The 13,813-nt window shown below is 65.3% G+C and carries 16 protein-coding genes, 1 tRNA gene and 1 pseudogene; 10 read left to right on the top strand and 8 right to left on the bottom strand.

Translation table 11 applies throughout. From position 1 onward, the window contains the following. Nucleotides 1–12 precede the first annotated feature (12 nt). Both AGI3411_RS12160 and AGI3411_RS12155 read left to right on the top strand, forming a co-directional pair. Complete coding sequence (locus AGI3411_RS12160; RefSeq protein WP_129527624.1) at nt 13–726, top strand: metallophosphoesterase; 714 nt, start codon at nt 13–15, stop codon at nt 724–726. Beyond that, nucleotides 723–1,025, top strand: coding sequence for a hypothetical protein (locus AGI3411_RS12155; protein WP_129527623.1), 303 nt, complete (start codon nt 723–725; stop codon nt 1,023–1,025). The genes AGI3411_RS12160 and AGI3411_RS12155 overlap by 4 nt, the downstream gene beginning before the upstream one ends. Nucleotides 1,026–1,079: 54 nt before the next feature. On the opposite strand, the gene AGI3411_RS12150 is transcribed toward AGI3411_RS12155, so the two are convergent. Beyond that, nucleotides 1,080–1,373 (bottom strand): hypothetical protein, encoded by a 294-nt coding sequence (locus AGI3411_RS12150; protein ID WP_129527622.1) that lies wholly within the window; start codon nt 1,371–1,373, stop codon nt 1,080–1,082. Between AGI3411_RS12150 and AGI3411_RS30615 the strand changes: the two are divergent. Continuing rightward, a pseudogene (locus AGI3411_RS30615) lies at nt 1,293–1,550 on the top strand (DUF7256 domain-containing protein); the annotation flags it as partial. The gene AGI3411_RS12150 and the pseudogene AGI3411_RS30615 overlap by 81 nt on opposite strands. A 193-nt stretch (nt 1,551–1,743) precedes the next feature. Beyond that, nucleotides 1,744–2,652 (top strand): hypothetical protein, encoded by a 909-nt coding sequence (locus tag AGI3411_RS12145; RefSeq protein WP_129527621.1) that lies wholly within the window; start codon nt 1,744–1,746, stop codon nt 2,650–2,652. Nucleotides 2,653–2,747: 95 nt separating this feature from the next. Here the strand turns inward: AGI3411_RS12145 and AGI3411_RS12140 are convergent. After that, nucleotides 2,748–2,823: transfer RNA gene (locus AGI3411_RS12140), tRNA-Ala, on the bottom strand. 56 nt (nt 2,824–2,879) lie between these two features. After that, nucleotides 2,880–3,662, bottom strand: coding sequence for an exodeoxyribonuclease III (xth, locus tag AGI3411_RS12135; RefSeq protein WP_129527620.1), 783 nt, complete (start codon nt 3,660–3,662; stop codon nt 2,880–2,882). Between the two features lie 315 nt (nt 3,663–3,977). Here xth and AGI3411_RS12130 point away from each other — a divergent pair, with 315 nt between their 5' ends. Beyond that, entirely contained in the window at nt 3,978–4,205 is a 228-nt protein-coding gene (locus AGI3411_RS12130) for a hypothetical protein (RefSeq protein ID WP_129527619.1), read from the top strand. A gap of 32 nt (nt 4,206–4,237) precedes the next feature. After that, entirely contained in the window at nt 4,238–4,444 is a 207-nt protein-coding gene (locus AGI3411_RS12125) for a hypothetical protein (RefSeq protein ID WP_129527618.1), read from the top strand. Nucleotides 4,445–4,503: 59 nt separating this feature from the next. On the opposite strand, the gene AGI3411_RS12120 is transcribed toward AGI3411_RS12125, so the two are convergent. Both AGI3411_RS12120 and AGI3411_RS12115 read right to left on the bottom strand, forming a co-directional pair. Beyond that, a complete protein-coding gene (locus AGI3411_RS12120) occupies nt 4,504–5,286 on the bottom strand; it encodes a 3-oxoacyl-ACP reductase (protein ID WP_129527617.1) in 783 nt (260 codons plus the stop codon). An 18-nt stretch (nt 5,287–5,304) separates the two neighbouring features. Then, nucleotides 5,305–6,108, bottom strand: a complete 804-nt coding sequence (locus AGI3411_RS12115; RefSeq protein WP_129242046.1) for a FadR/GntR family transcriptional regulator — start codon at nt 6,106–6,108, stop codon at nt 5,305–5,307. Between the two features lie 241 nt (nt 6,109–6,349). Between AGI3411_RS12115 and AGI3411_RS12110 the strand changes: the two genes are divergently transcribed. Both AGI3411_RS12110 and AGI3411_RS12105 read left to right on the top strand, forming a co-directional pair. After that, nucleotides 6,350–7,786, top strand: a complete 1,437-nt coding sequence (locus AGI3411_RS12110) for an aldehyde dehydrogenase family protein (RefSeq protein WP_165359160.1) — start codon at nt 6,350–6,352, stop codon at nt 7,784–7,786. 102 nt (nt 7,787–7,888) lie between these two features. Then, nucleotides 7,889–8,593, top strand: a complete 705-nt coding sequence (locus AGI3411_RS12105) for a riboflavin synthase subunit alpha (protein WP_129527615.1) — start codon at nt 7,889–7,891, stop codon at nt 8,591–8,593. 38 nt (nt 8,594–8,631) lie between these two features. Here the strand turns inward: AGI3411_RS12105 and AGI3411_RS12100 are convergent, their stop codons facing one another. From AGI3411_RS12100 to AGI3411_RS12090, 3 genes are read right to left on the bottom strand one after another with little or no spacing between them, the layout of a single operon-like run. Beyond that, a complete protein-coding gene (locus AGI3411_RS12100) occupies nt 8,632–9,153 on the bottom strand; it encodes a 2'-5' RNA ligase family protein (protein ID WP_129527614.1) in 522 nt (173 codons plus the stop codon). A gap of 54 nt (nt 9,154–9,207) precedes the next feature. After that, complete coding sequence (locus tag AGI3411_RS12095) at nt 9,208–10,701, bottom strand: M81 family metallopeptidase (RefSeq protein WP_129527613.1); 1,494 nt, start codon at nt 10,699–10,701, stop codon at nt 9,208–9,210. A gap of 24 nt (nt 10,702–10,725) precedes the next feature. After that, on the bottom strand, nt 10,726–12,027 hold the full coding sequence (locus AGI3411_RS12090) for an MFS transporter (protein ID WP_129527612.1): 1,302 nt from the start codon (nt 12,025–12,027) through the stop codon (nt 10,726–10,728). A 196-nt stretch (nt 12,028–12,223) separates the two neighbouring features. Between AGI3411_RS12090 and AGI3411_RS12085 the strand changes: the two genes are divergently transcribed. Beyond that, complete coding sequence (locus AGI3411_RS12085) at nt 12,224–13,138, top strand: LysR family transcriptional regulator (protein ID WP_129527611.1); 915 nt, start codon at nt 12,224–12,226, stop codon at nt 13,136–13,138. Between the two features lie 78 nt (nt 13,139–13,216). After that, entirely contained in the window at nt 13,217–13,801 is a 585-nt protein-coding gene (speG, locus tag AGI3411_RS12080) for a spermidine N1-acetyltransferase (protein WP_043545604.1), read from the top strand. The last annotated feature ends 12 nt before the right edge of the window (nt 13,802–13,813 follow it).

Below are 13,813 nucleotides of genomic sequence, written 5' to 3'. Positions count from 1 at the left end.
TGAAAGCCCGGAATGACGCCCGGTAATCTCCGAGTCCATCGCTACCTTTCGAACGCCCGGGGCCGCGATTTCGCCGTGGGCGACATCCACGGCCATTTCAGCCGGCTCGACGCGGCGCTGGCTGCGGCCGGGTTCGCGCCCGACCGCGACAGATTGTTCTCCGTCGGGGATCTGGTGGATCGCGGGCCCGAATCTCGCGATGTCCTGGCGTGGCTGGACCGCCCCTGGTTTCACGCCATCTGCGGCAATCACGATCTGATGACCCTGCGGCGGGCGATGAACGACCCGCTTCCGGACGTCGATCATCGGGTTCATGGGGGCGCATGGCTGGATGCCTGCGATAGCGGCACCCAGGCGCGCATCGCGGCCTGCCTGAGCGCCTTGCCGCTGGCTATCGAGGTGGAAACGCCCCATGGCGTCGTCGGCCTGGTGCATGCCGACTTCCCCTATGACGATTGGCAGGCCATCCACGGCGCGGCCTTCAGCCCGGAAGACGAGGATGCCTGCCTGTGGTCCATCGACCGCTATCGGATGCAATACGCCCAGCCGGTCCGCAACGTGCGCGCCGTCGTCCATGGGCACATGACGCTGCGCAAGCCGGCGCAGCTTGGCAACGTCTATTACATCGATACCGGGGGATGGCAGGACGGCGGAAGATTTACCTTGCTGGACCTGCACACGCTCAGGCCTTCAAGAATTCCGATGGTCAACACACCTGACCCATGATCCAGGCAAGCAAGCTTCAAAAATCCGCAGCGCTGCTGGTCATTCCCGTACTGCTCACGATCTGGTTCGTATCGGATGGCGGCCTGCGCAATGGTCTGAATCGCCTGGTCTACGAAATGACCATGGGCCTCTTCTTCACCAGCTACGGCTTGCTGTGGGGGCTGGTCGAGATAATCAACCGCCTGCGCAAACGGTCCTGCCCCTTCAATCTGCGGCTCATGGGCTGGAGCTTTTCGCTGCTGCTGGCCTGGGTGGTTCTGGCCAGCCTGTACGAGCGCTTCCATTATGAGCTGTTCTGATTTTGATGGCACAGGCATGTCCGGCTTGCGGGAAATGCCCGGCCGCCCCAGGCCTCAATTCAGCCCCGGATCGGGGAAGGGGAGTTTGTCCTGGGAAACGCTGGGCAGGGCCTTCCATTGCCGCTCCTGCTTGTAGAAGTCGATCTGGTTCTCGTTGACTGCTGCGCCCAAATCATAGTCCGAGAGCATTTCGGCGACCGCAGCGGTGGCCTCGGCGGCGCTGGGGCGGACGACAGTTTGCGTCCAGTAAACTGTTTTCGTTCGAGCATGCGGTTCTCTCAAGGAAGAAATTCGATGTCTCTCAACTTCGAAGCTTTTGCCCGGTTGCGTCCTTTGATGCCAGTTCAAGCCTTGATCGAGGCGGCCGGTGCCGCCTGGAAGGCTCCGGCACCTGAGGATGAAGGGTATGTGAACTATAAGGGCACGGATGGGATGCCGGTGTGCAGCGCGTATCTGGATGTCGAGAATCGGCTGCACAAGATCTGCTTTTACCGGAGTTTTCCTGGAGAGTTGGTTCTGGAGGAGGTCTACATCGGAATGCCTGTGCAGGCCGCGCTTGCAGCCAGGCCCGGCATGCGCCCCATTGATGGCAGCGAAGGGGAGGAGTGGGCGCAACGCAATGTTGCCGTCTATCGGGAAACGAACGCGGTCGGTGACGTCATGGAGCTGCGCGTGCGGGACGGCCGTTTACTGGCCATCGAACTCTCACGCCCCCGGATTGACGGCGCCCGAGCGTCCGTACAAGTACGCCGATCCACGCCTGACTCGGGCTTACAACATTGTTCCCGGCGCACTGGCGCCATTGCCGGCCACTACGCGCGAAGCCTCCTGGCACAACGGATGGTGCCTCGGCCAGCCGCCGGGCATCACCACGGCGCAATGGCCGTTGAGCAACACCTATGGTCACCCATTGCGGCATGCGTTCACCTTGCGCATTCCGGAAGACTACCGAGTACACGGTACGGCGTATGTCGCCCTCAGCTTGTTCGTGGATGAGCAGTTCCTCGATCTGAAGAGCTTGGTCCGAGCTCCGGGGCTCACGTCGTCATCGGGACGCAACGGGATGCCGGATGGAGATGGCCGGGTTGAGCAGCCGCAACTACACCCATGTAGCTACAGGATGCTGGATGTCCTGGGGTGTGAATACGTCGCCTTGTGGCTGACCGAGGCGGAATTCGCGGGCCCATTGGCCTCGCCACCGAGCATGGCTGAGCATCCCCAACTGCAAGGGACTCCGGAACCCGGTTGGCGCCTGGGACGCTCGGCTCCCGACTGGCTCTTGCGATCACAACCAGACATGGCGAGTTATATGGACGGACTGGCCCGTCCGATCGCCATTGAGGAACGCGAGGATCCCAACGCTGGCAAGCCAGCACGAGAATGGGACGATGAGAATCAGTTCAGTGGCTATGTGCCGGCGTTCAGCGACGAAGGTCAGGCGCTGGGATTGGATCGATTTCACGCGACGCCCCATCACCTGGGCGGCACGATGATTCCGGTGCAAGGCTATCCGCCATTCAGTCCGTACTATTTCGAATTCGGGGAAGAATTCGCCTGCTTCAACTTCGGCGGCGGCGTGGGGCAGGTGGACCTGGAGCAGATGAAGATCGATTGGGCCTGCGGTTGAGTTGCAGCAAAAGTCCCCAGGTCTCCTTCCATTCTCCGCAGAAACAAAAAAGCCTTGGAACACATTCGTGGTCCAAGGCTTTTCCGTCTGGAATTTGGTGGAGCGGAGGAGGATCGAACTCCCGACCTTCGCATTGCGAACGCGACGCTCTCCCAGCTGAGCTACCGCCCCAAAAGCAAGACCGCAACTATACATAAAGCCGCGGCTGGACGCAAGCGATGTTGGCGTCAGACGAATTCCAGGGCGGCTACCACCGGCGCGTGGTCCGACGGCTGTTCGTTGCGGCGCGGTTCCTTGTCGACGACGCAGGCGACGCAGCGCTTGACCAGCGGGGCCGACAGCAAGACGTGGTCGATGCGCAGGCCGGCGTTGCGGCGGAACGCGAATTGGCGGTAGTCCCACCAGCTGAAGGTCTTCTCGGGCTGCTCGAACAGGCGGAACGAATCGGTCAGGCCCAGGTCGAGCAGGGCGCGGAAGGCCCCGCGTTCGGGTTCGGACACGAGGACCTGGCCTTCCCATTTTTCGGGGTTGTGCACGTCTTCGTCGGCGGGGGCCACGTTGTAGTCGCCCAGCACCGCCAGCCGCGGGTACTGCTTGATCTCTTCTTCCAGCCATTTGCGCATGGCTTCGAACCATTCCAGCTTGTACGCATACTTATCCGAACCGACCGACTGGCCGTTGGGGCAGTAGGCGCAAACCACCCGCACGTCGCCTTCCGGGCTGGGAAAGGTCAGCGCCAGGACGCGCTGTTGCGGGTCTTCGTAGCCGGGGATGTTGCGTTCCATGGAGGTGCCGGGCATCCGCGAAACGATGGCGACGCCGTTGTACGTTTTCTGGCCGGCCCAGACGGCGTGGTAGCCGGCCTCGGTGAAGGCGGCTTCGGGGAACTTGTCGTCCGTGAGCTTGAGTTCCTGGATGCACAGCACGTCAACGGGATTGGCGGCGAGCCAGTCCAGCACTTGCGGCAGGCGCACGTTCAGGGAGTTCACGTTCCAGGTGGCTAATTTCATGTTTCGCGTAGACCGTTATTGATGCGGCACTCAGGCCATCTGCGGGAATCGCGGTTCACGGGCAGACTGCGCCCCGCGTTCCGCTCGGGGCCAGGCCGCCAAGCCTGGCCAGTCGAATAGAGGATGATACCCCGGCCTCATGAGGCGGGCGTCCGGTCCTTGATATGTGAGCAGGTATGTCGCGATGTTCACCCGTTTCCATTCGCGGGTGAATTTGTAATCAATATACAAAATGTTCGATTTTCTGTGCATTCCTAATACTTAAGGATTCAATGAATGGATACGCTCCTAACGGTTCCCTGAACGGAGAGCGGCATGAAAGGCCTTGATTTGGAAACGGTTTCACCCGGTGTCCCGATAGTTGGCTGGCTGCTGGACGGGCCGCAGCCGGAATTCACCGATGTGATCAGCGTTGCCCGCCGTTGGATGGCCGACGGCCAGCGCGTCACCGAAGTGATACGCGCGGAAGACTACCGGGGGAGGCCGCTGGCGAGCCCTGAGCGGACTGTGATGCGCGCCTGCCGCCTGGCGGGCCGAGGCTGAAATATCGAGGGGAACCGAGCATGAGAACAGGAGTGATCAGGCTGAACGGGTACCGCCTCGAATACGAGCTGCGGCCGCTGGCGGCCCGCAAGGGCTATGAGGCCTGGGTGCGGACCGCGCCCCATCATGAGTGGACCCGCATCGGGGTGGGCGATTCGGCTTTCGTCAGCGAAGATGCCGCGCTCAAGGGCATCCGGTACGCCGCCGGCGAGATCAGCGCCCGCCGGCTGCAGGCCTAGCGGCGGGATTCCCATATTTAGTAAGAGGGGCCGCCGCCGGGGGGCGGCCTCTCAGCCCCTTAGCCCTTTACCAGTCCGCCGTCCACGATCAGGTTCTGGCCCGTCACGGCCCGCGACCAGGGGCTGGCGAAGAACAGCACGGCATCCGCGAACTGCGCGGGCGTGGTGACCTCGCGCAACGGGGTGCCCGCCGCGATCATGTCGAACACCGCGTCGGGCGTGGCCGCGGAGGCGTCGGTGGTGCGCAGCAGGCCGCCCGAAACCATATTGACCGTTATGCCGTCCGCGCCCAGTTCATGCGACAGGGTGCGGGTGAAGGCCAGCAGCGCCGCCTTGGCGGCGGTGTAGTCATGGTAGGGCACGACCGGGTTCTGGACCAGGTTGGTGCCTACGTTGACGATGCGCCCGCCGCCGGCGGCGCGCATGCCCGGCAGGACGGCCTGCGTCGTGTTCAGCGCGGCGCGCACGCTGCCTTCGATCTGCGCGTTCATCTGGGCCCAGTCCAGCGTGTCGGCATGGGGGCGCGCATCGCCATTGAACTGGAAAGCGGGCAGGGCGTTGTTGACGACCGTGCCGACGGGTTGGCCGAAATGCTCGCTGGCCTGCGCGACCATGGCGGCGACGGCGGCCGCGTCGCGCACGTCGGCTTGCAGCGCCAGCGCGCGGCCGGGCGCGGTGGCGGCCAGGGCCTGCGCGCGGTCGGCGCTGTTTAGGTAGTTGATGACGACCTTGGCGCCTTCACGCAGGAAGGCTTGCGCGATAGCGGCGCCCAGGCCGCGGCTGGCGCCGGTGACGATGACGAGTTGCTGGTCCAGGTTCGGTGACGGGCGTTGCGATGACATGGGTAGTGGGTTTCCTGCTTAATGTTCCGGGCCGCTGTTCAACATGCGGCTGCGGGCTTTTTCAATATGGGCGCGCATGACGTTGCGCGCGCCTTCGGCATCCTGTTCCTGGATCAGCCGGTAGATATGGCGGTGTTCGTCGATGGCGGCGCGGGTGCGTTTCCAGGGCTCGCTGTGGACCAGGTGGCGCATGACGTTCACCGCGTGGCTGACGTCGTACTCCAGCGATTTCAGCACCTGCACGAAACGCTGGTTGCCGGTGGCCGCCGCAACGGCGCGGTGGAAGCCGTAATCGTGATGGTGGGCGATGGCGCCGGAGGCGTCGGCTTCTTCGTAGCCGGTCAGCATGCGGTCCATTTCGCGCAGGTCGTCGTCGGTGCGGCGCAAGGCGGCCAGGTAGGCGCATTCGGGCTCGATCACCATGCGCAGCTCCAGGCCTTCCAGGATGTGGCCGACCCGGCGCGCCGGATCCACCGCGGGCATGCCGCCCATCAGGTCGGGCTTGGCGCGCACATAGGAGCCCGAGCCGCGGATGGAATCCACCAACTGGTCTTCACGCAGCCGGTCCAGCGCCTGCCGAACCACCGGGCGCGACACCTCGAACAGCGCCGCTAGTTCCAGTTCGGTGGGCAGCTTGCTGCCGGGCGCGATCTTGCCCGTGGCGATCGCGTAGAACAGGCTTTCGTACACGCGTTCGGCAAAGCGCTCGGCGCGCACGTAGCCGAGGCCCGACGCCACTTCCGCCAGCACGTCCAGTTCCGGACGGGGCCGGTTCGCGGCTTCCAGCAGCGATGCCAGCTGCGGGTCACGCACATTGCTCATCGGCGCGCTCCTGATTCATATAAGACCCGGTTTGTCAGTTGCCATGACAAGTCCGGGGGGCCGTTAAATCGCTGAATTATTAGGGATAACCCGATACGACAGGAAAATATCCTGACTCTTGGGACAAAAGCTGTCAATTCAATTGACAAGTTGTTGGCGGCTCCCGTAACTTGGTCCGATCGCGCAACACCGTTTACGTCCTTCCCGCAACCGGCCGTCCGGCCGCTACTTTACTCCGCACATCGTGACTCAGAAGAACTTTATCGCCAACCAATGGGTGGCCGCGGCCACCGGTGAAACCATTCCTGTCCTGAACCCGTCCGATGGCAAGCCGTTCGAGGCGATCGCGCGTTCGGGCCAGGCCGACATCGACCATGCCGTGACGGCGGCCCGCGAGGCCTACGAAGGCGAGTGGGGCCAGATGGCGCCCGCCGCGCGCAGCCGCCTGCTCATGCGGATCGCCTTCGCGCTGCTGGACCGCCAGGAAGAGCTGGCGCAGCTGGAGTCGGCCGACACTGGCAAGCCCATCAAGCAGGCGCGCGCCGACGCCGCCGCCGTAGCCCGCTACTTCGAGTTCTACGCCGGCGCGGTCGACAAGCTGCACGGCGAGACCATTCCCTACAACCCGGGCTTTACGGTCCTGACGGTGCGCGAGCCGCATGGCGTCACCGGTCATATCGTGCCCTGGAACTACCCCTTGCAGATCTTCGGCCGCAGCGTGGGCGCGGCGCTGGCCGCCGGCAACGCCTGCGTGGTCAAGCCCGCCGAAGACGCCTGCCTGTCGCTCCTGAAGCTGGCGGAGATTGCCGCCGAAGCGGGCCTGCCCGCCGGCGCCCTGAACATCTGCACCGGCTACGGCCACGAAGCGGGCGCGGCGCTTTCGGCGCATCCCGGCATCGACCACATTTCGTTCACGGGTTCGCCGCAGACGGGCAAGATGGTGGCGCACGCCGCCGCCGAAAACCATGTGCCGGTCACCCTGGAACTGGGCGGCAAGTCGCCCCAGATCGTGTTCGACGACGCCGACCTGGACGCCGCCTTGCCGGTGTTGCTGGCCGCCATCATCCAGAACGCGGGCCAGACCTGCTCGGCCGGCAGCCGCGTGCTGATCCAGCGCGGCGTGTATGAAACCGTGCTCAAGCGCCTGTCGGACGCGTTCTCCGCCACGGTCACCGGGCCGGCGGCGGCGGATCTCGACGTCGGTCCGCTGATCAACGCCCGCCAGCAGGACCGCGTGCGCGGCTTCCTGGCCGAAGCGGAAAGCGCCGGCATGAAGGTCGCCGCCCGCGGCAAGCTCAAGGAAGGTACGCCCGAGGCCGGCTTCTACCAGCCGCCGGTGCTGTTCCGCGACGTGCCGTCCGACAGCCGCCTGGCGCAGGAAGAAGTCTTCGGCCCGGTGCTGGCCGCCATGGTGTTCGATACCGAGGAAGAAGCGCTGGAAATCGCCAACGGCACGCTGTATGGCTTGGTGGCCGGCGTTTGGACCCGCGACGGCGGCCGCCAGCTGCGCCTGGCCCGCAAGCTGCGCGCCGGCCAGGTCTTCATCAACAACTACGGCGCGGGCGGCGGCGTGGAACTGCCGTTCGGCGGTTCGCGCCAGTCGGGCTACGGCCGCGAGAAGGGCTTCGAGGCGCTCTATGGCTTCACCACGCTGAAGACCATCGCCATCAAGCACTGAGCCCTCCGGCTCGGGAAGGACGCCGCGGCGGACCCTGGCAAAATATCGGTTAACGTTGATGTTTTGCTTGCAGGGGCCGCCGCGCCCGCTTCCAGGATTCGTATGTTCACAGGTATTGTCCAAGGCACCGCGAAGATCGCGAAGATCTCCGATCGCGAGGGCCTGCGCACGTTCACGCTGGATTTTCCGCCGGGATTCTGCGCGGATCTGGCGGTGGGCGCCAGCGTGTCGACCGACGGCGTCTGCCTCACCGTCACCGAACTGCTAGGCGAGAACCAGGCCACCTTCGACGTCATGCTGCAGAGCCTGGCGATCACCACGCTGGGCGGCTACCAGGAAGGCGACCGCGCCAACGTCGAGCGCGCCGCGAAGGATGGCGCCGAGATCGGCGGCCATCCGCTGTCCGGCCACGTGGACTTCACCGCCGAAGTCCTGATGGTGAAGTCTTCGGACACCAATCGCTTGATGCGCTTCAGCATCCCCCAGGATTTCCGTAAATATGTCTTCGCCAAAGGCTACATCGCCATCAACGGCGCCAGCCTGACCGTGTCGGAAGTCAACCGCGCGGAAGGCTGGTTCGAGGTCTGGCTGATTCCCGAAACCCGCCGCATGACGGTCTTCGAAGACAAGCAGGCGGGCGATGCCGTCAACATCGAGATCGAGCGCAGCACGCAGGTGGTGGTCGACACGGTGCGTGAAACCGTCCAGGAAAGCCTGGGCAAGCTGCAACCGCTGCTCGAGGCCATCCTGAAGGAAAAAGGGCTGACGCTGGAGGATTTCGTCAGCCCGCAAGGCAAGCTGAAGTAGCCGGCGGGCCCCGCGGGCACGGGGCGGCGCGCGCCGCCTCAGCCGACGAGCGCCGACGAGGTCAGGTCGGTCAGCACGCCGTTTTCCAGGGCTGCCACCGTCAGGCGGTCCACCGAACCACGAATGTCGATATTGCCCCGGTTCAGTTCGTCGCACAGGGATTTCATCAGTGCGCGGTTGCTGGATGAGCCGATGGTGATGTGCGGCACGTAGGGAATGTCCAGACGCAAGGTGGGAGCCAGCAACTGGCGGTAGGCGGCGTCATGCAGGCGCGACAGCCCGCTGTAGCCTTCGTCGGGAACCAGGTAGGCGTAGGCCTGCGCCGCGTCGGCGCCCAGCATGGCGTACCTGCACGCGAAGGAAATAGGCCCCAGCGAACGGGCGACCTCTTCGACGTGCTTGAGGTACGCCTGTTCGTCGATCCCGGCGCAGCCAAACGCTATCGTGAAATGCGCTTTCGTCAGCGGGTGCTGGCCGTCGTGCTGACGCCGGAAGTCCTCGATGAACCCGGCGTCCGGCGCGGAGAGGCAGGGATAGGCGAGCGTGAAGATTTTCTTCATGCCGCCAGTCTGCCATTTCGATGCGCGAAAGCCAAACCGGCGGGGCGCCGGCCTTCAGTACGAGAACGCCCGGCCCAGCGGCTTGATCCGCATGCCCGGCTGCAGGCGGGTCCAGGGCAGGTCGGCCGGATCGGCCTGCATGGGGCCAGGTGCCTTCGCCACCAGCACTTCGTGCGCGATGGGCTGGAAGTCCGCGCGGAAGTGCACGGAACTCTTTACGACCAGGATGCCCATTTCCTCGGGCTGCACGCCGCCGACGCGGAACAGGTTGCGGTCCAGCATCTGCGATTTGGTGGCGCTGACCACGACCCGCACGCCGCCGATCCGCAGGCCCGCCACGGCGCCCAGGTCCACGTCCATGCCGTTCATCATCGGCCCGTCGAAGCGCAGCTTGCCGGGCGATAGCGTTTCCACCGTGAACTCGCCTTCGAACGCGGCGTCGCCGGCCACGCCGGACTGGCCGCCCAGCTTCAGCCGGACCTGCTTGCCGAGCCCCGCTTCGGTGGCCTGGCGCACGGCTTCGGGGTCATAAAAGAGTCCCAGCGCGGCGTTCTGCGCGTCGGCCTCGACCAGCGCGCGTAGCATGCCGGTGGTGTTGGCGTCGCCGCCCGCGCCCGGATTGTCCTGCGTGTCGGCGATCACCACCGGACGCGCCGCGCCCGCCGCCAGCGCCTGCGCGCGGCGCACGGCCTCGGCAGGCTCGAGGAAATCGGGCGACCATTGCGGTTCCAATTCCAGCACGCGCTGATAGAGCGTTTCCGTTACGCGTTCGACCGCCCCGGCGTCGGTGCCGTAGGCCCACACTACCGGCCCGCATTCCGGGAAGTCCGCCGCGGGAAAGCCCGGTGCGAACGAAATCGATGCCACGCCCGGCGTCTGCTCCAGTTGCGCCAGCAGGTCGTAGACGCCTCGCGACGGCTCCAGCATCGTGCACATGCCGTTGATCGGGATCAGGAAGGGCAGGCGGCGCTCGCTGCGGCGCCAGCCGTCGCCGGCGGCGATGCGGGCCTGCAGCAGCCGCGCCGCGTGTTTTCCGGTATCCGCCATGTCCACGTGCGGATAGGTGCGGAACGCGGCCAAGCCGTCGGCGGCCTGCAGCATTTGCGCGGTGACGTTGGCGTGCAGGTCCAGGCTGGCGATCACCGGCACGTCCGGCCCGACGATCTCGCGCATGCGCGCCAGCAGCTCGCCTTCGCCGTCGTCCAGGTGCTGGGCGACCATCGCGCCGTGCAGATCCAGGTAGACGGCGTCATAGGGGCCGGCGCGGGCGGCATCCAGGATCTCTCCGGCGATCCGTTCGTAGGCGTCGCGGGTGACGTGGGCCGACGGGCTGGCGCCCGCCCAGATCACGGTGCGCACCGTGTGGCCCTGAGCCAGCGCGGCGTTGATGAAGCCGCCGGCGGGAATGTTGACCTCGCGCAGCGCCAGCATGTCTTCGCCGCGCACCATGGCCGGGAAGCCTTCGCCGCGGACGAAGTTCTCGTACCCGGCCAGGGACGGCGCGAAAGTGTTGGTTTCGTGCTGGAAGCCAGCAACCAGAATGTGCATGATGGGTTTCCTGTGGGTTGGACGTCAGGCGCGGGCGGGCGCGGGCCGGGGCGGGCGGTTCACGAGCAGGAGCAGGGCCCCGGCCACCAGCAAGGCGGAGATCACGTACAGGCCGCCAGCCAGCGAGCCCGTGGCTGCCTTGGACCAGCCGATGATCGATGGGCTGAGGAATCCGCCCAGCAAGCCGATGCTGTTGATGAGGGCGATGCCGCCGGCCGCCGCCTCTCCTTTCAGGTATTGTGAAGGGATTGCCCAGAATACCGTGTATGCGGCCCACATGAACCCCGTGGCCAGCGTGATCGCGGCCAGGGAAAGCGCGAATTGCGTCGGGGCGGCGGTAGCCACGCAGAGGGACAGGCCGGCCATCAGGGCGGGCACCAGCGTATGCCAGCGCCGCTCCTGCATGCGGTCCGAACTGCGCGCGAACCACAGCATGAAAAGCGCCGCCGCCACATACGGAATCGCCGAATACAGGCCGATTTCCATCGTGTCCTGCACGCCCGCCAGCTTGAGCAGGGTGGGCAGCCAGAAGCTGACGGCGTAGATGCCGCAGATCAGGCAGAAGTACGTCAGCGCCATGCCGTAGATGGCAGGGTCGCGCAGCACCTGCGCGAATGCGTGCTTCTGCTGCGCGCCGCGCGTTTCCAGGTCGGCCGCCAGCAGCGCCTTTTCTCCGGCGCTGAGCCAGCGGGCCTCGGCCGGCTTGTCGTCGAGGTAGCGGAAAGCCAGCACGCCCAGCAGCACACAGGGCAGGCCTTCCAGCAGGAACATCCATTGCCAGCCGTCCAGGCCGTGCGCGCCCGAGAAGGCGGTCATGATCCAGGCGGACAGCGGGCCGCCCACGATGCCGCCGATGGGACCGGCCAGCATCACGACCGCCATGACGCCGGCCATGCGGGACTGCGAGTACCAGTAGGTCAGGTAGAAGATCATGCCGGGCGCAAAGCCTGCCTCGAACACGCCCAGCATGAAACGCAGCGCGTAGAAGCTCCATTCGCCCTGCACGAACAGCATCGAGGCGGAGGTCAGGCCCCACAGCACCATGATGCGGCTGATCGTGCGGCGCGCGCCGATGCGCGTCAGCAAGAGATTGCTGGGCACTTCGAACAGGACGTAGCCCAGGAAGAAAATGCCCGCGCCCAGGCCGTAGACGGCGTCGGAGATGCCGATGTCCTGCTGCATCTGCAGCTTGGCGAAGCCGATGTTGATGCGGTCCAGGTAGGCAAAAACGTAGCAGAGCAGCAAGAAGGGCAGCAGGCGCCAGGTGATCTTGCGGTATAGGGGAGCCAGGCGCGGGTCGGTGCCCGGCGTGGTCGGATGTGGCATTGCATGTCTCCTGCACGGGTCTGCGCCCGCGGTGGCTGGTGATGGCGCCGGGCGCGTCGAGGGGCCCGGCGCCGCCATTATTGGGAGATGGGGCGTTCCAAACAATGACCTGGGTGATAAATTATCGTTGCCCTGCAGGCAACGCAGGGCGGATCATCACGCATTGCACGGCCGCGCGCCTCAGGAGTACGGGGATATGCAAGAAATCAGCCAGGCTCGCCTGAAATACTTCCACGAGGTCGTGGCTTGCGGATCGATACGGGGGGCGGCGGACAAGCTCGACACGGCCGCCTCCGTCATCAGCCGGCAGATCCAGCTGCTGGAGAAGGAACTGGGCGTGCAGTTGTTCGAGCGGCGCTCGCGCGGGCTGGCGCCCACCGAGGCGGCCGACATGCTGCTGGAGTACTACCGGGGCTGTCGCGCGCAGCAGGAGCACCTGAACGCGCGCCTGCAGGAATGGCGCGGCATGCAGCGCGGCAGCGTCCACCTGATGATCAGCGAAGGCTTCATCGACAGCCTGATGGAGCACGTGGTCGGGCCGTTCTGCATCGAATACCCGCAGATCAACATCAGCGTCAACGTGGGATCGGTGAACGAGGTGGTCGAAGCCGTGGCGACCGACGCCGCGCACATCGGCCTGGCCTACAACCCGCCCGTGGATCCGCGGCTGCGCTGCCGCGCCAGCCGCAAGCACCCGGTCTGCCTGCTGGCCGGTCCCGGGCATGCTCTGGCCGCGCGGCGCGGGCCGCTCACCATCACGGACATCCTGCCGTTTCCGTTCGCGCTGATGTCATCGCCCTACGGGCTGCGCCAGGCCGTCGATCTGCTGGAATTCACCGAACGGGTCCATCTGACGCCCAGCCTCACCACCAATTCGCTGCGCGTGCTCAAGCAGTACGCGATGACGGGGGCGGGCGTGACGCTGATGCCCAATCTGGGGGTGCATCATGAGCTGGCGAGCGGTGAACTGGTTGCGATTCCTATCGAACACCCGATCCTGAGCGCGCCGGAGTGCCAGGCGCTGCTGCGCCTGGGCAGGCCGCTGTCGTCCGCCGCAAATGAGGTCATGCGGCGCATCGCGCTGCGCCTGCCGGCGTTCGCGGAAGGCTGAGGAGGGCGCGGAAATCAGAATTCTCCGAAAATGGCGGGACGGGCAAGGAATAGAATGGAGCGACTTCCGGAGGTATCCATGTCGGTCATATCCGATATCAAAATTCGCCCGCTGGAACGCGGCGACCTGCACTTCGTGCACAAGATCAACAATAACGACGTGATCATGCGTTACTGGTTCGAAGAGCCCTACGAGGCCTACGACGAACTGGTCGCCCTGTACGACCGCCACCTGCACGACCAGAACGAACGGCGCTTCATCATCGAGCACGACACCGGCCAGCCGGCCGGCCTGGTCGAACTGGTGGAGATCGACTACATCCACCGCCGCGCGGAATTCCAGATCATCATCGCTCCCAGCTATCAGGGCCGGGGCTACGCCAAGGCCGCTACCCGCATCGCGGTCGGCTATGCCTTCCGCGTGCTGAACCTGCACAAGGTGTATCTGGTGGTCGACAAGGAAAACAGCGCAGCCGTCCATATCTACGAACGCTGCGGCTTCCGCATCGAGGGCCTGCTGAAGGAAGAGTTCTTCTCCAACGGCGCCTACCGCGACGCCTATCGCATGGCGTTGCTGCAAAAGGACCATCTGCGCGATGTCGGCCCGGGCGCGCCGGATGCGCCCGTGCTGCGCGACTGGCCGCAGGAAGAGCAGGCGGGCTGAGCGGCCGCGCCT

Source organism: Achromobacter agilis (assembly GCF_900496965.1).
In the GTDB taxonomy this organism is placed as follows: Bacteria; Pseudomonadota; Gammaproteobacteria; order Burkholderiales; family Burkholderiaceae_B; genus Achromobacter; species Achromobacter agilis.
Note: the sequence above shows the minus strand (reverse complement) of the source record. Positions and strands in the feature narration are given on the sequence as shown.